The following is a 19,021-nucleotide window of genomic DNA, read 5'->3' as shown; positions in this document are numbered from 1 at the left end:
AGATGTATGAACGATAAGATAAGAATCAACCTGAATCTGGCAGGAACCACCTACCCCGTCTTCATCGACCGGAAAGACGAGGAGATTGTGAGAGAAGCCGCCAAACAGGTCAACATAAGGTTCAACCGCAACCAACTGGAACACCCGGAGATGTCGCCCGAAAAAGTGATGGCCATCACCGCTTTCGAGCTTTCACTCCAAATGCAGGACCAGAAGGAACGGAACGATACCGAACCTTATACGAACAAAATAAAAGAACTGACCGAAGTGCTCGATGCCCATTTCAAAGAAACGACATAGGCGCCACACACGGAAAAGGTTCCGAAGAGAAAAGGAAACAAATCACGCACTGTTTGGGCCTCCCTCCGGCAAGAGAGAGGTTCGGGCAGTGTTTTTTATTTTTAATACATTAAATAATTAATAAAAATGGACGTAGTTTCAATATTAGTATCAGTTGCCTGCCTCATCGTCGGAGGATTGGGAGCTTACGTATTCTTCCGATACGGGCTCAAGTCCAAATACGAGGCCATCCTGAAAGAGGCTGAGACAGAGGCGGAAGTCATGAAGAAAAACAAACTGCTGGAAGTGAAAGGCAAATTCCTCGACAAGAAAGCCGAACTGGAAAAAGAAGTAGCTGCCCGCAACCAGAAAATCCAACAGGCAGAAAACAAACTGAAACAACGCGAAATGGTGTTGAACCAACGCAATGAAGAAGTACAGCGCAAAAAGCAGGAAGCCGAAGCTATCAAGGAAAACTTGGAAGCCCAGTTGGATATCATTGACAAGAAAAAAGAAGAACTGGAACACCTGCAACGCCAGGAAATAGAAAAGCTGGAGGCCATCTCCGGGCTCTCTGCCGAAGAAGCCAAGGAACGTATGATTGAATCCTTGAAAGAAGAAGCAAAAACCGAAGCACAATCCTACATCAACGATATCATGGACGATGCCAAGATGACTGCCAGCAAAGAAGCCAAACGCATCGTCATACAAACCATACAACGCGTGGCAACGGAAACGGCTATTGAAAACTCCGTCACCGTATTCCACATTGAGTCGGACGAAATCAAGGGGCGCATCATCGGACGCGAAGGACGTAATATCCGCGCCCTCGAAGCTGCCACCGGCGTGGAAATCGTGGTGGACGACACACCCGAAGCTATCGTGCTTTCAGCTTTCGACCCCGTACGCCGCGAAATAGCACGCCTGGCGTTGCACCAGCTGGTAACCGACGGACGCATCCACCCTGCCCGCATCGAAGAGGTAGTAGCCAAAGTGCGCAAGCAGGTAGAGGAAGAAATCATCGAGACCGGCAAACGCACCACCATCGACTTGGGCATTCACGGGCTGCATCCCGAGCTGATTCGCATCATCGGCAAAATGAAGTACCGCTCAAGCTATGGACAGAACCTCTTGCAACACGCCCGCGAGACAGCGAACCTCTGTGCCGTAATGGCTTCTGAACTGGGGCTGAATCCCAAGAAAGCCAAACGTGCCGGCCTGCTGCACGATATAGGCAAGGTGCCCGATGAGGAGCCTGAACTGCCGCACGCTCTCTATGGCATGAAACTGGCCGAGAAGTTTAAGGAAAAGCCTGACATCTGCAACGCCATTGGTGCGCACCACGACGAAATCGAAATGAGCAGTCTGCTGGCACCTATCGTACAGGTGTGTGACGCTATCTCCGGTGCCCGCCCCGGTGCCCGCCGCGAGATTGTGGAGGCTTACATCAAACGTCTGAACGACCTTGAACAGCTTGCCATGTCCTACCCGGGCGTTACGAAGACTTACGCTATCCAGGCTGGTCGCGAGTTGCGTGTCATCGTAGGTGCAGACAAGATTGACGACAAGCAGACGGAGAATCTCTCTGCTGAAATAGCGAAAAAGATTCAAGACGAAATGACCTATCCCGGTCAGGTGAAGATTACCGTTATCCGCGAAACGCGTGCGGTGAGCTACGCCAAGTAAAATATATTATATAGTATATAAGAGGCGCGGATTACGTGGATTTACGCGGATGCTTATTGATTTATCCGTAAATTCCGCATAATCCGTGCCTTTATTTATTTCACCCTCAAAACTCTTATCAATATGGAAAACTATCTGTTTGAAATCTGTGCCAACTCTGTCGAGAGTTGTCTGGCTGCCCAAGCCGGAGGAGCCCATCGCGTAGAACTCTGCGCCGGCATTCCCGAAGGAGGAACTACCCCTTCATACGGCGACATAGTCACAGCCCGCGACGTATTGACTTCTACCCGTCTGCACGTCATCATTCGTCCACGTGGAGGCGACTTTCTCTACTCACCGCTGGAACAGCGCATCATGCTGAAAGATATTGAAAATGCCCGCCAACTGGGTGCTGACGGTGTAGTGTTCGGCTGCCTCACGTCCGAAGGAGATGTTGACCTCCCGCTGATGGAACGCCTGATGGAAGCTTCTGAAGGCATGTCCGTCACTTTCCACCGTGCATTCGATGTATGTCGTAATCCTCTGAAAGCTCTGGAAGACATTATTGCCCTGGGCTGCAACCGCATTCTCACCTCGGGCCAGCAACCCAACGCCGAACAAGGCATTCCTTTCCTGAAGGAACTGCAAAAGAAAGCCGGCGAACGTATTACTCTGCTCGCCGGCTGTGGAGTGAATGAAAAGAATATTGCACGTATTGCACACGAAACGGGCATCCATGAATTTCACTTCTCTGCCCGCGAGGAAGTGACCAGTTGCATGCAATACCGCAATGAAGCCGTTTCAATGGGCGGAACCGTACACATCTCTGAGTACTCCCGCCCTGTGACTACGGCCGAAAGGGTGACACGCACCATCAAAGCACTTACAAACCTCTGACGGTACGCATTAACTGCTCACCTAACCCGATGGTATAGCCCTGTGATACGAAGACTACACGGTTGAACGTATCGGTGATGATGAAGATAGGCAATGAACTCTTATTGCGCAACTTCATCTCACGGGCTATCTGTTCGGCGGCCCCATGCGTGTCGAAACCATAGATGATGGTAGACGGCAGACCGGGGAAGTCTTTCTCATGATATTTCTTATACTGCGTTTCGTCGGGAAAGAGCAGTACCATTTTGCGTCCCCAAGCCTCCAAGTCTTTGTTCAGCTTGGCAATGTCCTTCAAAGCATGGTTCGTGGGTTCTTGTCCCGGGCCGAGGATGCCCACCACGTAGTAGCCGCGTCCGCAGGCTGCCAGGAAACTCATCGGTTCTGCTGCGGGTTTTCCGCCATCCAGGGGCGTGAAGAGTGTCTCGGAATTAAAGCTACCGATGACTTGGATTTCGTCCTTGCTTTCGCGCATCTGCAACGGAATGCACGTGGACTTGCCTGCCTCAATGTTGAACGAGCTGATGTGGGCTAGTACGCCGCCATTAGCCAGTCGTGTGCCGGTCACCATCACGTAGTAACCTTCGGGAACGGCGCGCGGAGTCTTCAGGAGAGTGGACCACACGGCTGAATTCTCGTCATAGTTCTGCAACTGCAACCGGCCGTCCACACACTTAGACATGGAGAAGTGGGAGTAATACTTGGGGTCGTCCAATACGGGCGTCGGCTTGTAAGTGGCAGACAGCAGACCTGTGGGCGGGACTTCTTGTGCGGAGCCTCGTTCGAAGTCCACATCGTAAATGGTCCCGTTCTTCTTGCCATCACGGCCGGTGAGGTCTTGGTAACGCACTTTGCCCGTCACCTCGTCTTTCCAAGCCGGGATGCCCAGGCTGCGGGCTACGGAAACGAAGAATACGTCGCGCGAGAGACGGTCGGCTACACGTGCTTTCCATACACCGATGGGCGACATGGGCATACCCTGCGTGTTCAGCTCGTCATGAATGGCAATAGAGTCCTTGCACCATTCCACCAGTCGTTGAGGCTGTTGGCGGAACGTATCGGCCAGGTCGCCGTTGATGTTAGTCTGGAAGAAAGCCTTGTAAGGCACCAGACCTTCAATGGACACGCGCGGACTCAGCAGGTCGCTGATATAGCGGTCGGTCTTTACATCGGGGGTGTTCAGGAAATTGTCCAACAACACATCGTAACTGATGTCTCGCAGGTCTTTGGTGGAAAGCGAGTTTCTTCCCAACAAGCTTACAGCCAGCGAAGCTTTCCCTTCGTTGGAGGCCATGGTAAGAAAGCGGGTGAGGGTTTCATGATTGCCGCATGATTGTACCAAGTATTTGGCAGCCAGGTCGGCCTCTTCCGGTTTCAGTCCGGTGAGCGTGGCGACAAACTCGCGTGCCTTGTCATCGTGGAAGAATGTAGCCGTGTAGGCGTTGCGTATGGAGTCTTCTTGCTGCATACGGCGGTCGTTTTCGGCTCGTTGTTCGGGTGTCACCTCAGGCAAGTGGGCATTCTCCACCGGCGGTACAATGTCTATGTCTTCTGCAAAGAGGTCTCCTTCCTGTTTATCCAGTTTCACGGTCAGTTCCTGCTGCTTGCCGAACGATACTTTGGCAAAGCCGAAGCGTCCGTCTTTCGATGCCCAGACCAGCATGTCGCCCAGGCCGGCACTCAAGCTGCAAGTGCCGTCGGCAGCGGTGTACTTGGTACCTACGGTATAGAATTCACCATAGTTGTAAATCTTGAATTCCACGCACGCATCCGCTACAGGCTTGCCTTCTGCATCGGTCACCAATACCTTGGCAGAGGCTATGGGCGCGTAATTCTCCGTGATGTTGATTTCGGTGAGGTTGGGGTTCTCGGACATTATTTCTTCAGGTCCGTTGTAACGGCCGAACACGTCCGTGTGCATCAGCATGCCACGGCTGGCAGGCGCATTGAACCAGCCCAGGTCGAGCACGGGTTCGGGCTCGCAAGCCCCCAGGAAGTGCCATTCTCCATCGGCCCAGGCTTCTACCCAAGCATGGTTATCGTCGGTATGTGCCCAGCGGGGCGTGTAGACCTGACGTGCCGGAATGCCTACCGAACGCAAAGCGGCCACCAACAGAGTAGACTCCTCGCCGCAACGTCCGAAAGCAGTACGTACCGTAGCCTGCGGAGAGCTGGTACGGGCATCGCTGGGCTGATAGACCGCTTTCTCATGGCACCAATGGTTTACTTCCAAGATGGCATCGGACATGGATAGATTTTTCACACGATCCTTCAGTTCGCCGTAGAAGACGATACGCGCACTGTCCAGTTTCTCGTTGTTAATGCGCAACGGAAGCACAAAATGCCGGAACAACAGTTCAGGCACCTTTTTACCCCAAGGCATCTCTGCCGCAGCCTGTTGCGAAGCATGGACATTGGCCAGGAAAAACTCGCCCGGAAAATCTGCCACGTCAGGCAAGGGCATGTAGGCATAAAGGAACTGCAATGCCTCACGCTCATAAGGAGTGAGGTTCGTGTCGAACACGGCAAAAAGATTGCCATGAGGCAATTGCGACTTTTTCTGCTCGAAATCCCGCTCCACTTGGGCGCGATAGGATTCATCGGTAATGAAATGGGCATTTCCGCCACACGACACCAGAAAAGCCGCCAGACAGCAAAGCCCGAGGAGAGAAACCATGATTCTTCTCATACTACTGAATTTTTAAATTATAACCGGACAAATATACTGGTTTATCTTCACATAAACGTAATATATTAAGGTGAAAAGAGCACTCAATTCTAAAAAAAAACAAAAGAGCACGCATTTTTTATGTTATAAAACATGTTTTCCGAAAACAATTTGTACCTTTGCAGCGTTAATAAGAGAAAGCAGACAAAGTGATTTGAAATTTTGAACCATTTAATGGCATTAATGCCCGACAGCTTGCAAGTACGGACTTCCAAACCTTAAGAAACAAAACTCAAGGGTATAAGAAGCAACGTCGCAAGCCCTAAGAAGCAGATTCATTATATATAAGAAGTAATCATCTGTCTATCAGAGCCCTGTTAAGGTATTAATGCCATGCAACCAGTGACAGAGAAAAGATTGAATCATTTTGATATAAAGATGTTAAACCGGCTCCCGAAACGCGGGAGCACAAAAACCAAAGAATTATGAAAAAAAACGTAAATGAAATTTTGAAATTGCAGTATCAAATCAAACGCTACCAAGCGATGAGAAATGGCGTTATGTGCCAGACACTGAACGGCAAACTTCAAAAACTGCTTGCTCAGCAGGAGCAAGCGGTTGCTTGAAAAAGGAAAAGTAAAAACAACCTATAAGGCTACAACAAGGATGTAGTAGGAAAGGCAGGGACAAACTTCACATTGTTCCTGCTTTTTTTTGAGATAAAACAGCTTTTTTATGCACAATAAGCGAAAAAATGTGCCAAAAAAACTGCATGTAAATAATAAGTAGTACCTTTGCACCGCAAACAGGTTCCGGACAGCTTTCCGCTTTCCGGATTAAAAGGGAACCGGGTGCAACTCCCGGACAGTCCCGCTGCTGTGAAGCTCTGCCAATATCGTGACACTGCTTGCCACTGATGCCCCCTCCGGGAAAAAGCATCGGGAAGGCCTCAAGATTAGGAGTCAGTCAGAAGACCTGCCTGTGCGAAACAAAGAAACGACCGTCTTTACTCGTGGGATTAGGAAGACGGCACTGAACCAAAACATATTTGAAATATGATTAAGAAAGTATTGATTGCCAACCGAGGCGAGATTGCCGTGCGCGTGATGCGTTCCTGCCGTGAGATGGGAATACTGAGCGTCGCCGTGTTCTCCGAAGCCGACCGCACGTCGCACCACGTATCGTATGCCGACGAAGCCTATTGCATCGGACCCGCCGTGGCAAAAGAAAGTTATCTGAACATCGAAAAAGTGATTGCCACCGCCAAGCGTTGCGGTGCAGATGCTATCCACCCGGGCTACGGGTTCTTGTCGGAAAATGCCGACTTTGCCCGCCGTTGCCGCGAAGAGGGCATCATCTTCATCGGCCCTGCACCCGAAACAATGGAGGCCATGGGCGACAAGATTGCTGCCCGCAAGCGCATGATTGCTGCCGGAGTGCCCGTAGTGCCCGGCACCGAACAGCCGCTACAAAGTGTGGAAGAAGCCGTGCGCATCTGCAACGAGATTGGGTATCCCGTCATGCTGAAGGCATCGATGGGCGGCGGGGGCAAGGGTATGCGACTCATCCACAGCGAAGACGAAGTGGCCGAGGCATACAACACCGCCCGCTCCGAATCAATGTCGTCCTTCGGCGATGATACTGTCTACTTAGAGAAGTTTGTCGAGGAGCCGCACCACATCGAGTTCCAGATATTGGGCGATAACCATGGCAACGTCATCCACCTCTTCGACCGCGAATGCTCTGTGCAGCGCCGCAACCAGAAGATTGTGGAAGAAAGCCCTTCGCCCTTCCTGACACCAGAACTGCGCCGCGAAATGGGCGAGAAGGCCGTAGCCGCAGCCAAGGCTGTAAATTACAGCGGCGCAGGTACCATTGAATTCTTGGTGGACAAAAACCGGCATTTCTACTTCTTGGAGATGAATACCCGCCTGCAGGTGGAACACCCCATCACGGAAGAAGTAATGGGCGTGGACTTGGTAAAGGAACAGATACGCATTGCCAACGATGAAGTGCTGCACCTGCACCAGGAAGAGCTCTTCCAGCGCGGACATGCCATCGAGTGCCGTATCTGCGCCGAAGACACGGAAAACAACTTTATGCCTTCGCCCGGCATCATCAAGCAACTGACCGAGCCTAACGGCATCGGCGTGCGCATCGACAGCTACGTCTACGAGGGCTATGAAATCCCTATCTATTACGACCCCATGATAGGCAAGCTCATCGTCTGGGCCACCACCCGCCAATATGCCATCGAGCGCATGCGCCGCGTACTCTACGAGTATAAGATTACAGGATTGAAGACCAACCTGGCTTATCTGAAGCGCATCATGCACGTGCCCGACTTCGTGCGCGGCGAATACAATACGCTCTTCATCGCCAAAAACGCCAAGATGCTGGTGCGCAACAATACGCACAACGAAGAGTTGGAGAACATCGCCATGATAGCTGCCTACATCGACTATCTGGTGAATCTCGAAGAAAACTCTTCCACCCAACTGCCCGACGCACGGCCTATCAGCCGCTGGCGCGAGTTCGGTCTGCAAAAAGGCGTGCTGAGGATATAAAATTAAGGAAGAATTACGAATGAAGAATGGAGAATCAACGGCAAGCAGACATTTCTTTTGATTCTTAGTAAGTTTGGCCGCTCTACACAGGAATTCCTGTTTCTTCACTCTTCATTCTTCGATATTTAATATTATAATATGGAAATTCATATCGGAGACCGCGTGGCCGACGTCACGCTGGTCAGCAAAGAAGGAAACAAAGTGCAGCTTACCATCGACGGCAAACCTGTGGAGGTAGACATCGTGATGGCCGAAAACGGCAACTGCTCCATCCTGCATAACGGCAACTCGTTCAACGCCGGACTGGTGCGCGGCGAGGGAGGCAAGAACTACGATGTCAATATCCTGACCCGCTCGTTCCACGTGGATATAGTAGACACGCAGGCCAAATACCTGCACATGCGCCGGGGTGCGGACGAAAAACAAGGAGACAAGATTGTAGCTCCCATGCCTGGTAAGGTGGTCAGCATACCCGTCAAAGTGGGCGACCTGCTGGCTGCAGGCGACATCGCCATCGTGCTCGAAGCGATGAAGATGCAGAGCAATTACAAAGTCAGTGCCGACTGCGTGGTGCGCAACATCCTCGTAGCCGAGGGTGAGGCCGTCAATGCCAACCAGACACTGATTGAGCTGGAAGTAATCAAGGAAGAGAATGAATAAGCAATGAGATTTAGCTATGAACAACAAGTCGGCTTGTAGCCCGTAGCTAAAAAACAAATAACTATGAACAGAGAAGAAATATACCGCCAGTTTGAAGAACTGGACAAGCGCGCCTCGCTGGGCGGTGGCGTGGACAAGATAGAGAAGCAACACACGCTGGGCAAGATGACCGCCCGCGAACGCATCGACATGCTGTTGGACAAAGGCTCGTTCAATGAGCTGGACAAGTTCGTCACACACCGTTGCACGAACTTCGGCATGGAGAAGAAACAGATTGCCGGCGACGGTATGGTGACAGGTTACGGCAAGATAGACGGCCGCCTGGTGTTTGTCTATGCCTATGACTTCACTGCCCACGGCGGATCGCTGAGCGAAACCAACGCCGCCAAGATAGTCAAGGTGCAGGAACTGGCTTTGAAGAACGGTGCTCCCATCATCGCCCTCAACGACTCGGGCGGTGCCCGCATCCAGGAAGGGGTGAACAGCCTCGAAGGTTATGCGTCCATCTTCTATCAGAACACCATCGCTTCGGGCGTCATCCCGCAAATCTCTGCCATTTTGGGGCCTTGCGCCGGCGGTGCCTGCTACTCGCCTGCATTGACCGACTTCATCTTCATGGTGAAAGAGCAGAGCCACATGTTCATTACCGGCCCGGATGTGGTGAAGACCGTCACCAACGAGGTGGTAGACAAAGAAGAACTGGGCGGTGCTTACACGCATAGCTCAAAGAGCGGAGTTACCCACTTCATGTGCAACAACGAAGAGGAAACCATCATGACCATCCGTGAGCTGCTCAGCTTCCTGCCCAGCAACAACATGGAGGATGCTCCCTTCACTGCCTGCACGGACGACATACACCGACAGACAGAGTCGCTCCAGACAATCATTCCTGAAGACCCGAACCTGCCCTACGACATCAAGGACATCATTGAACCGGTGCTGGACAACCAGTATTTCTTCGAAGTCATGCCTCACTTTGCCAAAAACGTGGTCATCGGCTTCGGACGCTTGAACGGACGCTCCGTAGGTATCGTGGCCAACCAGCCTGCCTACTTAGCCGGTGTGCTCGACATCGATGCCAGTGACAAGGCTGCCCGCTTCATCCGCTTCTGCGACTGCTTCAACATCCCCCTCATCACCTTCGAGGACGTGCCTGGCTTCCTGCCCGGTACCGTACAGGAACATAACGGTATCATCCGCCACGGTGCCAAGATAGTTTATGCCTATGCCGAAGCCACCGTGCCCAAGATTACGCTCATCACCCGCAAAGCCTACGGAGGCGCTTACATCGTCATGTCCAGCAAACCTACGGGAGCCGACATCAACTTGGCTTATCCGCAGGCACAGATTGCCGTGATGGGTGCCGAAGGAGCGGTGAACATTCTTTACCGCAAGGCTTCGCCCGAAGAAAAAACCAATATTATAAAAGAATACGACGAGAAATTCTCCAACCCTTACCGTGCCGCCGAACGGGGCTATATCGACGAAGTCATCCTGCCGCGCGATACACGCTACAAACTGGTACAAGCTTTGGAAATGGCTCACAACAAGAACCAGAGCAATCCGCCGAAGAAGCATGGAAACATGCCGCTGTAAGGCAAGGAGGCAACAATAAATGATAAATGGTTAATGGCAGACACCCAGGTGTTCTATTAACCATTTATTTTTTCAACAGAAAGAGGAAAGAGACCGTCTCATCAATCATTAACAATATCCTTTCCAAAAGGTGTCAGAGCCAGTCCTGCCAGTTTGAAATGCTGCAATCCGAAAGGAATACCAACGACTGTGATGCAGAGAATAGCTCCAAAAATCAAGTGGGATACAGCAATCCAAATGCCTCCCAACAGAATCCAAAGCACATTCATCAGCACATGCAGGCAGCCGCTCGAACGTTCACCGCTCACCACCTTCTTGCCAAACGGCCATAGGGCCAGCCCTGCCAGCTTCAAAGTCTGCATGCCGAAGGGAATGCCCACAATGGTCACCATCAGCAACAAACTCGATATTACATATTCAATGGCTGTGAAAACGCCGCCCAATACCAGCCACAAAACATTCATAAAACAACCCATAAGCTTATCCGTTTTTACACTTCATTACAAGGACAAAGATAAATATTTGTGCTGAATTAGCTCCAAAAATATTCAATTATTCTTCCAAGAAGCACCATCTTTTCGTTATCTTCTCTCATCCAAGCACTAAGAGCCGGTTTGGATTCTCTCTCTGAAAGATTTTATTCTGTCGCTTTTGAGGTTTTCTCCGGTCTTTTTCCTTGTTGTCCTTCGGCACGCAGCCTGCTACGCTCCTCACAACCACAGAGAAAAATCCTCAAAAATAGTCACCCCAATCAGGCTAAGCAACATTTTAACCGACACTAAAAACTGACTTCGACACAGTGCCTCCCTCAACTTGCAACAGCACAAACACATCCTCTTACGCTTTCGAACTATTCTGCTTATACTCTTTGGGCGTACAGCCTACCTGCTTCTTAAAGAAACGAAGAAAATGTTGCGGATATTGGAAACCTAACATTCCTGCAACTTCCTTTGCCGTCAGAAAAGGATTCAGAATTGCCTCCTTAGCTACCTCTACAATCTTGGCTTGTATGTATTCCTGCGGACTTTTTCCTGTAATAGACTTTATCAAATCGCCAAAGTAATTGGAGGAAAGGCATATTTTGTCGGCAAAATACTTTACGGTAGGAAGGCCATGCTGCCTTGCCTCACCGGAATCCCAGTATTCGTTCAATAATTGCTCAAAACACACAAGGACATCGTTATTTAGCTTTTCGCGACTGGCGAACTGACGCTCAAAGAAACGCATGCAATAGTAAAGTAAGACTTCAATGTTAGAGACTAATAACTGTTTGGAAAACTTATCCATGGGATGTTCCAGTTCCCTCTGTACTTTATCCATATAATCTTGTACAATGAGACTTTCATCGGCAGACAAATGCAGGGCTTCGTTGGAAGAATAAGAGAAAAAAGTAAACTGCTTCATCTTTGAAGCCAATGACGTACCAAGCAAAAGGTCGGGATGAAACAACAGTCCTACAGCCTCCGGCACAGGACCACCCGGCATCCGATAAACCCCGATGGTCTGTCCGGGTGCCAGACAAATGACAGTACTTTCATCAAAATCATATTTAGTCTTGCCGTAATCCATCGTAATGCCTACTGTTTTTACCAGAAACAAGGCATAAAAACCGAATGTCATCTTGTGCGTAGGCTGGTTTTCCGAATGGTCAAAATGAATGATGTCGACTTGCGGATGGCGGGTTTGCTGTCCAAAAAACTGATTATACTGCTGAATCGTATCGGCCTTTATTATACTACTCATCATACTGTCCGTCATGCATAATTTCAGGTCACAAATATACTTCTTCTTCCCCAACCATCCACCTATCTGCCTGCATCACAGGTAATCGAGGTATTTATTTCTGTAATAATGGTACTCATGGGCCGCATCGCCCGGCTACCAACCGGGAAGAAACCCTATCCTTATCGCTTAGTTACTGACGGACACATATACCACTGACTATCAATATATTGCTTCTAATATATAACAAGTATGCTGCCTATAGCCTGGAAGTATGCTGCTTAGCGCCCGGCTATTCGCTGCTTAGCGCCCGGCACTGTTTATGATGAGCCATCCGAAAAGGCAAGTTGTATTTTTTCAAGGAAAAAATAAGTTGCAGTTCATAGTTAGTCTATACTATGAAAAGGAATTCGGAGGTCCTGCCAACTTCTGCAAGGGGAGGCTGAAATAACTGAAAGGATTGCCCGATATTTCAATGTTACAGGCAGGAAATAACTGACAACCCGGGCATCCGGGTGCCAACCGCTTATCTACAAACAAGGAGGCTGTCTCAAAAAAGAGTTCAGACTATCATTCCGTTCCTTTGGACAATATAACCATCTGTACTCTATTCCGATACAGCCTCCCTGTTTTTGGGCATAAATTACGTTCTGGTCAGAGAACTGACACGATTTTCTCTCTTCTTTTACTCACCTTCCACCCTGCACTGGTGAAAAGCCATCTCCTGCGCAGCCTTTTCGGGCGGAAAGGTAAAGTAGGTACAAACCGCCTCGGTGCAAAGTTCGCCACGACTGTCATAAAGCCGGGCATCGATAATGGCCAGATTACGCCGCGTCTCACGCAGCCGGGCACGAAGCATCACAAAGCTGTCATCCGTAGAAACAGATTTACGGAAGCGAGTCTCCATCTTGGTGGTGACACCGGCAGTCTGCAATTTGCGGAATACCACCCAGCCGCAAATCTCATCGAGCATCACCGACTGAATGCCCCCATGAAGTGTATGCAGCCAGCCCTGATATTCTGCACGGGGTACCCACCGGCATACTATCTCATCACCATCCTCATAAAAATCCATGTGCAGCCCCGCAGGGTTGCCGGGAGAACAGCCAAAACAATTATATCCCTCAGTTTCCTTCCAAGGGTTAATGATTTTCTGCATTTCCGGTTATTCTTTTATCAGAACCACTACCAATGTCCCTTCCGCATCATAGAATCCAACGCGGTTTTCCCCATCCTGAATACGGGCAAAAGTACGGGTAGCATTCAATGCCTGCTTCACACGGTCCTCAATCTCCATATCAGGGCAGGCCATCATGGTACTAATGAACTGAGGGAATGAAATAGACGCCGGCTCACCTTCTTCCGTCTGAAAACCTCCGTTAATAAGGTTGCAGCCAGCCTGTCCGTGCATGGTCTTTGCGGCTGTATCCAACTCAATGAAAGGCTGATTCTCCAAGGTATCAGGAATCGCCACTCCTCCTGCTTCCACAATCTTCCACTTACCGTTCAAATCAGCCAAAGTCATGTCGGGTGCCTTGCGCTTCAACACCATGATGGGACGTTTGAGCGACTTGCCGCACAGTCCAATGTTTTCATCACCCAAACGGACATACTGTTTCACCTGGGCCAAGGCGTTGAGCACATTTTGTTCCACAGTCATGTCCGGACACATCATGCGCGTAGTACCCAGTCTGGACAAGTCGATAGTGCCAGGAGCAGCCTGCACGTCAAACGAACCCATCAGGCGGTTACACCCGGCATTGCCATGCACCCGTCCCGTTGCTTTATCGAAACCTATGTAAGGGTAAGCCTGTCCGGGCGCTGGAACTACGGCGGCACCGTTAATTTCAATGATACTCCATTCACCATCAATATCGGCCAACACAGCCGTGTTCTTGGTAGAACCACACGATGACAGCCCTAAAGTTGCCGCTGCCAGACAAAAAGATACAAAAAACTTTTTCATCGTACTTTTCTTTTTAATATTAAAATCTGATAACTCAATCATTATATAAACAAAATCAGTCATCTATACTGCACTCATACAGAAGAGACGTGCTGCAAAGGTAAACAAAATAACCATACGAAAAACATTTTGTTCATAATGGAGATAGAAAATGGTATGATGTCCATAGGGATTTTGAAAGGCGATTGTTTGCCTACCTGAGAATTAAACCGTATATTTGCTGACGATAAACAAGATTTTTCCATTCAAACAGATACATTCTAATAATAAAAAAAGACAATGGCCAAAGTTCTTATTATCGGTGCAGGCGGTGTAGGTACCGTTGTTGCCCACAAGGTGGCTCAGAATCCCGATGTCTTTACCGACATTATGATTGCCAGCCGCACAAAATCGAAATGTGACGCCGTGGTGAAGGCCATCGGCAATCCCAACATCCAGACCGCACAGGTCGATGCCGACAATGTGGACGAGCTCGTAGAGTTAATGAACAGTTTCAAGCCGGAAATCGTCATCAACGTGGCTCTTCCCTATCAGGACCTTACCATCATGGAAGCCTGCCTGAAGACAGGCGTAAACTACCTGGATACGGCCAACTACGAGCCTAAGGACGTAGCACACTTTGAATACAGCTGGCAATGGGCTTACAAAAAACGCTTTGAAGAGGCCGGGCTGACTGCCATTTTAGGATGTGGATTCGACCCGGGAGTGAGCGGCATTTATACTGCATACGCAGCCAAACATTACTTCGACGAAATCCAATACTTAGATATTGTGGACTGTAATGCCGGCAACCACCACAAAGCCTTCGCTACCAACTTCAATCCGGAAATCAACATCCGCGAAATCACCCAAAACGGACGCTATTATGAAAACGGTCAGTGGGTCACTACCCAACCGCTGGAAATACACAAGTCTCTGAATTATCCCAACATTGGTCCGCGTGACTCCTACCTGCTTTACCACGAAGAACTGGAATCGCTGGTAAAGAACTTCCCTACCATCAAGCGGGCACGCTTCTGGATGACTTTCGGACAAGAATACCTGACACATCTGCGGGTTATCCAAGATATAGGCATGGCACGCATTGACCCCATTGATTACAACGGCATGAAAATCGTACCTTTGCAATTCCTCAAGGCCGTATTGCCCAACCCGCAGGACCTGGGCGAGAACTACGACGGGGAAACCTCTATCGGATGTCGTATCCGTGGATTGAAGGACGGTAAGGAGCGTACATATTACGTATATAATAACTGCAGCCATCAGGCCGCCTACCAGGAAACCGGTATGCAAGGGGTAAGCTACACAACAGGCGTACCTGCCATGATTGGAGCCATGATGTTCCTTAAAGGTCTGTGGAAACGCCCGGGTGTATGGAATGTAGAAGAATTCGACCCCGATCCCTTCATGGAACAGTTGAACAAACAAGGATTGCCTTGGCATGAGGTATTTGACGGAGATTTGGAACTTTAAAAAACAAAAGACATGCAAGTAGGAGACAAAGCGCCCGAATTATTGGGAACAAACGAAAAAGGCGAAGAAATCCGCCTGAGTGACTATAAAGGAAAGAAAGTTGTGCTGTATTTCTATCCCAAAGATAGCACGCCCGGATGTACAGCCGAAGCCTGCAGCCTACGCGACCATTATGACGAACTGCAACAAGCAGGCTACGCCGTAATAGGCGCCAGCGTGGACAGCGAGAAGTCACACCAGAAATTCATTGAGAAGAACGCCCTCCCTTTTCCGCTGATAGCAGACACCGACAAAAAGTTGGTGGAACAGTTTGGCGTGTGGGGCGAGAAAAGCATGTGCGGACGTAAATACATGGGAACATTCCGAACTACCTTTATCATTAATGAAGAGGGTATCATCGAACGCATCTTTACCCCGAAGGAAATCAAGACGAAGGAACATGCGCCGCAGATACTGAAAGCTAATCAATAACTCTTTAATTTAATACACATAAGAAAGTGGCAAAAAAAGACGAACTGAACTTTGAAAATGAAAATGGCGCATCCCAGCAGCCTTCCAACGAAAAGCTGAAGGCTCTGCAGATGGCCATGGAAAAGATAGAGAAAAACTTCGGCAAAGGCTCCATCATGCGCATGGGAAGCCAAGAAGTAGAACATGTCGAAGTGATTCCTACGGGATCCATCGGACTGAATGTAGCCTTGGGGGTGGGAGGTTATCCCCGTGGACGCATCATCGAAATCTACGGACCGGAATCGTCCGGTAAGACCACGCTGGCCATACATGCCATAGCCGAGGCTCAAAAAGCTGGAGGCATTGCCGCCTTTATTGATGCAGAACATGCTTTCGACCGTTTCTATGCTGCCAAGTTGGGCGTAGATGTAGACAACTTGCTTATCTCGCAACCCGACAATGGCGAACAAGCACTGGAGATTGCCGACCAGCTTATCAACTCGTCGGCTGTAGACATCATTGTCATCGACTCCGTGGCAGCCCTGACTCCCAAAGCAGAAATCGAAGGGGACATGGGAGACAACAAGGTCGGGTTGCAGGCACGGCTCATGTCACAAGCCTTGCGAAAAATGACCTCTGCCATCAGCAAGACACGTACCACGTGTATCTTCATCAACCAGCTGCGCGAGAAGATTGGAGTCATGTTCGGCAACCCCGAAACTACCACGGGTGGTAATGCGCTGAAGTTCTATGCTTCGGTACGCATTGATATCCGACCGGGACAGGCCATCAAGAACGGCGATGAAGTGCTGGGACGCCAGACAAAGATAAAGATTGTGAAGAACAAAGTCGCTCCACCTTTCCGCCGCGCAGAGTTCGACATCATGTTCGGCGAGGGAATCTCACGTTCCGGCGAAATCATTGATTTAGGTTCGGAACTGGGCATCATCAAGAAGAGCGGTTCGTGGTTTAGCTATAACGACACAAGGCTGGCACAAGGACGTGATGCCGCCAAACAAGTGATTCTGGATAATCCCGAACTGGCAGAAGAACTGGAAGCCCAGATTTTCGAGGCGCTGAAAACGAAAGAATAAGCATCCCTATCCAATACCCATAAGAAAGGCGCGGTTTCCCGCGCCTTTCTTGTTTCCCTCTCTTTTCCCTCTCTGGTCAGGTTTGATACCGGCAAATTCCTACATTCCATTCTCCCGGCTGCTCCTGAAATTCTTCTATCTGTTCAGTGGATTACGTTGTCGGAAGTCCCTTGATAGAGCAGGATATCCTTCACGTCCTTTTCCGTCATCTTTCCCTCCAGATAGATGAACCTCAGGAACTTATCTTCCTTGTATGTCAGCATAATCAATTCCTCAATGATATCTACATACTTGGAAACGTAGAACTCCGAACTGGTGGACGTTCCCTTTTGTTTCATCAGCAATTTGTAATCGGAAGGCTTGAGCAGAGAACGGATGTCCTTGAACAACTTCTTACAGACCACAGAATCTGACGTGGAAAGCAGACGGACAGAATTCAGTTTCTTGGTGCTCGAGCCCAAATAGATGTTGGTGAAATACTCCGGTCCCATTTCCAGCATGGGCTTGGAAATATAGACCGACTTCACGTTTTTCATGTCGCTGTACTTGTCGAACAGCTTTTCCTGCCCCCAGCCGCACAAGGGCAGAAGCACGGCCGCAAGGACCAGATAGAATCTAAAAAACTTCATCATAACTAATGTATAAATAAGATTATGGTTCAAACTCTTCATTGATTTCCCGCCGCACCGCCATAAGATCGCGCTGCGAAGCTTCTAACTGCTCCATGCCTTCGTTCCAATGCATCGACATCTCCATGAAGATGGCCTGCAGGGCGCGGTGTGCGTCTTCGGGATTGGTAAAGGTGTCTTGCGGCACAGAAGGCCGACGCATCTCTGCTATGCCCCAACCTATTCCTACAATCAGGAGCAACGAAGCAGCTACGGCTCCCCACCTCAGCCAAAGCCGACGAGGTACAGCGGCTTTCCGGTCAATCAAGGCCTCCAGACTGGCTTCCAGACCGTCGGGCACAGAGATGTCCTCTCCGGCATGCGGCTGGTGAAGCGAAAGGAACAAAGTTCGCTCCACCTCTAAATCACCTGGCAGGTCGTCGGCTTTCAGAAGGGCTTGACGCAGACGTTCTTCTTCCTGCTCATCAGTCCGACCTTCATAGTAAAGGGTCAACAGTCGTTCAATCTCTTCTCTTTTCATAGTCACGCAATTTAAAAAATTCTTCACGTATCTTCTTACGGGCCCGCGACAACATCACACGAATGTTGACAGCACTGAGTCCCGTCACGTTCTCAATCTCCTCATAAGGATAACCCTGCACATCACGCAGGCGGACCACCTGACGCTGTTGCGGAGGCAAATCATCTATAAGCATCTGCACTACTTGGGCATCGTCGCTGGCTATGGTATGATCCGGCACAGCCAGCGGAAGGGCATCGGTCAGCTCCACACGTTGCCTGCTCCACGCATAATGTCCGGAACGAAGCAGGTCAAGGCACATGTTGCGCACCAACGTAATACAGAAAGCTTCGGGATTGTCCACAACTCCCAATGCATCCCGTTTGTCCCACAATTTCAGATAGGCTTCCTGGAGCAAGTCTTCGGCATCATCTTCATTCTCCAGCAGACGAAGAGCCACCCCGTAAAGTTTACGGTGGTAAGGCAAAAACATCTTCTTAAAACTGGCCGCATCCATGAATCTATCGCGTTATGTTTATTGGGTTACACTGAAAAGACGGAAACACCGGCCGAATTGTTACACACAAATGCAGTTTTATGCACCAGGCTTCCTCAAGTACCTCTTGAACGAGCAAAAGTGCCATTTGAGAAAAGCGTCCTTCATCTCTATAAGAAGCACGCTCCAAAGCCCTTTGCACCCGGCTTCTTATAGATAAGCAATATCGTGCCCAAATAGAAAGAAAAAAGCAGGCACAAAGCAAGAGAATGGCAATGCTTCTTTATAGAAAAGATGCGAAGTTTTTAAGCCGCACAGAGGCATTTTTCAAACAGATTTCATTACTTTTGTTCCCTCATTACA

18 protein-coding genes and 1 riboswitch are annotated in these 19,021 nt (G+C 49.6%); of the genes, 10 read left to right on the top strand and 8 right to left on the bottom strand.

Annotated features, from left to right (window positions below):
* Positions 1 to 6 precede the first annotated feature (6 nt).
* The 3 genes from B5F34_RS05085 to B5F34_RS05075 all read left to right on the top strand — a co-directional run bounded on the left by B5F34_RS05085 (position 7) and on the right by B5F34_RS05075 (position 2,841).
* The gene (locus tag B5F34_RS05085) at positions 7 to 300 is read left to right on the top strand and encodes a cell division protein ZapA (RefSeq protein ID WP_087335744.1); all 294 of its coding nucleotides are present in this window, start codon (positions 7 to 9) and stop codon (positions 298 to 300) included.
* Positions 301 to 426: 126 nt separating this feature from the next.
* Positions 427 to 1,965 (top strand): ribonuclease Y, encoded by a 1,539-nt coding sequence (rny, locus tag B5F34_RS05080; RefSeq protein WP_087335742.1) that lies wholly within the window; start codon positions 427 to 429, stop codon positions 1,963 to 1,965.
* Positions 1,966 to 2,088: 123 nt separating this feature from the next.
* On the top strand, positions 2,089 to 2,841 hold the full coding sequence (locus tag B5F34_RS05075; RefSeq protein ID WP_087335739.1) for a copper homeostasis protein CutC: 753 nt from the start codon (positions 2,089 to 2,091) through the stop codon (positions 2,839 to 2,841).
* Here B5F34_RS05075 and B5F34_RS05070 read toward each other — a convergent pair.
* Positions 2,828 to 5,515 (bottom strand): transglutaminase-like domain-containing protein, encoded by a 2,688-nt coding sequence (locus tag B5F34_RS05070; RefSeq protein ID WP_239448819.1) that lies wholly within the window; start codon positions 5,513 to 5,515, stop codon positions 2,828 to 2,830. The two genes, B5F34_RS05075 and B5F34_RS05070, sit on opposite strands and share 14 nt — an antisense overlap.
* A gap of 476 nt (positions 5,516 to 5,991) precedes the next feature.
* On the opposite strand from B5F34_RS05070, the gene B5F34_RS17710 reads away from it, so the two are divergent.
* The 4 genes from B5F34_RS17710 to B5F34_RS05055 all read left to right on the top strand — a co-directional run bounded on the left by B5F34_RS17710 (position 5,992) and on the right by B5F34_RS05055 (position 10,329).
* The gene (locus B5F34_RS17710) at positions 5,992 to 6,132 is read left to right on the top strand and encodes a hypothetical protein (RefSeq protein ID WP_204245584.1); all 141 of its coding nucleotides are present in this window, start codon (positions 5,992 to 5,994) and stop codon (positions 6,130 to 6,132) included.
* Positions 6,133 to 6,296: 164 nt separating this feature from the next.
* Positions 6,297 to 6,504, top strand: a riboswitch (cobalamin riboswitch).
* 57 nt (positions 6,505 to 6,561) lie between these two features.
* Complete coding sequence (accC, locus tag B5F34_RS05065) at positions 6,562 to 8,073, top strand: acetyl-CoA carboxylase biotin carboxylase subunit (protein WP_087335734.1); 1,512 nt, start codon at positions 6,562 to 6,564, stop codon at positions 8,071 to 8,073.
* Between the two features lie 138 nt (positions 8,074 to 8,211).
* Entirely contained in the window at positions 8,212 to 8,733 is a 522-nt protein-coding gene (locus tag B5F34_RS05060) for an acetyl-CoA carboxylase biotin carboxyl carrier protein subunit (protein ID WP_087335732.1), read from the top strand.
* Between the two features lie 63 nt (positions 8,734 to 8,796).
* Entirely contained in the window at positions 8,797 to 10,329 is a 1,533-nt protein-coding gene (locus tag B5F34_RS05055; protein ID WP_087335731.1) for an acyl-CoA carboxylase subunit beta, read from the top strand.
* 101 nt (positions 10,330 to 10,430) lie between these two features.
* Here the strand turns inward: B5F34_RS05055 and B5F34_RS05050 are convergent, their stop codons facing one another.
* The 4 genes from B5F34_RS05050 to B5F34_RS05035 all read right to left on the bottom strand — a co-directional run bounded on the left by B5F34_RS05050 (position 10,431) and on the right by B5F34_RS05035 (position 14,017).
* Entirely contained in the window at positions 10,431 to 10,805 is a 375-nt protein-coding gene (locus B5F34_RS05050) for a YccF domain-containing protein (RefSeq protein WP_087335729.1), read from the bottom strand.
* Between the two features lie 361 nt (positions 10,806 to 11,166).
* Entirely contained in the window at positions 11,167 to 12,072 is a 906-nt protein-coding gene (locus B5F34_RS05045; protein WP_087335900.1) for a helix-turn-helix domain-containing protein, read from the bottom strand.
* 664 nt (positions 12,073 to 12,736) lie between these two features.
* Positions 12,737 to 13,210, bottom strand: a complete 474-nt coding sequence (locus B5F34_RS05040) for a PaaI family thioesterase (protein ID WP_087335727.1) — start codon at positions 13,208 to 13,210, stop codon at positions 12,737 to 12,739.
* A 6-nt stretch (positions 13,211 to 13,216) separates the two neighbouring features.
* A complete protein-coding gene (locus B5F34_RS05035) occupies positions 13,217 to 14,017 on the bottom strand; it encodes an META domain-containing protein (RefSeq protein WP_087335725.1) in 801 nt (266 codons plus the stop codon).
* Positions 14,018 to 14,296: 279 nt separating this feature from the next.
* On the opposite strand from B5F34_RS05035, the gene B5F34_RS05030 reads away from it, so the two are divergent.
* Genes B5F34_RS05030 through recA form a run of 3 tightly spaced genes read left to right on the top strand, consistent with a single transcriptional unit; the run spans position 14,297 to position 17,034 of the window.
* Positions 14,297 to 15,490 (top strand): saccharopine dehydrogenase family protein, encoded by a 1,194-nt coding sequence (locus tag B5F34_RS05030; RefSeq protein WP_087335723.1) that lies wholly within the window; start codon positions 14,297 to 14,299, stop codon positions 15,488 to 15,490.
* 12 nt (positions 15,491 to 15,502) lie between these two features.
* Positions 15,503 to 15,961, top strand: a complete 459-nt coding sequence (gene bcp / locus B5F34_RS05025) for a thioredoxin-dependent thiol peroxidase (RefSeq protein WP_087335721.1) — start codon at positions 15,503 to 15,505, stop codon at positions 15,959 to 15,961.
* A 26-nt stretch (positions 15,962 to 15,987) separates the two neighbouring features.
* Entirely contained in the window at positions 15,988 to 17,034 is a 1,047-nt protein-coding gene (gene recA / locus B5F34_RS05020; protein WP_087335719.1) for a recombinase RecA, read from the top strand.
* 143 nt (positions 17,035 to 17,177) lie between these two features.
* On the opposite strand, the gene B5F34_RS05015 is transcribed toward recA, so the two are convergent.
* From B5F34_RS05015 to B5F34_RS05005, 3 genes are read right to left on the bottom strand one after another with little or no spacing between them, the layout of a single operon-like run.
* Complete coding sequence (locus tag B5F34_RS05015) at positions 17,178 to 17,666, bottom strand: DUF4252 domain-containing protein (RefSeq protein WP_162609289.1); 489 nt, start codon at positions 17,664 to 17,666, stop codon at positions 17,178 to 17,180.
* Positions 17,667 to 17,685: 19 nt separating this feature from the next.
* Complete coding sequence (locus tag B5F34_RS05010; RefSeq protein ID WP_087335713.1) at positions 17,686 to 18,183, bottom strand: hypothetical protein; 498 nt, start codon at positions 18,181 to 18,183, stop codon at positions 17,686 to 17,688.
* Entirely contained in the window at positions 18,164 to 18,679 is a 516-nt protein-coding gene (locus B5F34_RS05005; protein WP_087335710.1) for an RNA polymerase sigma factor, read from the bottom strand. The genes B5F34_RS05010 and B5F34_RS05005 overlap by 20 nt, the downstream gene beginning before the upstream one ends.
* Positions 18,680 to 19,021: the final 342 nt, after the last annotated feature.

Origin of the sequence: Mediterranea sp. An20 (assembly GCF_002160055.1) — a bacterium.
Lineage (GTDB): Bacteria > Bacteroidota > Bacteroidia > Bacteroidales > Bacteroidaceae > Bacteroides > Bacteroides avicola.
This window is presented reverse-complemented; position numbering and strand designations above follow the sequence as displayed.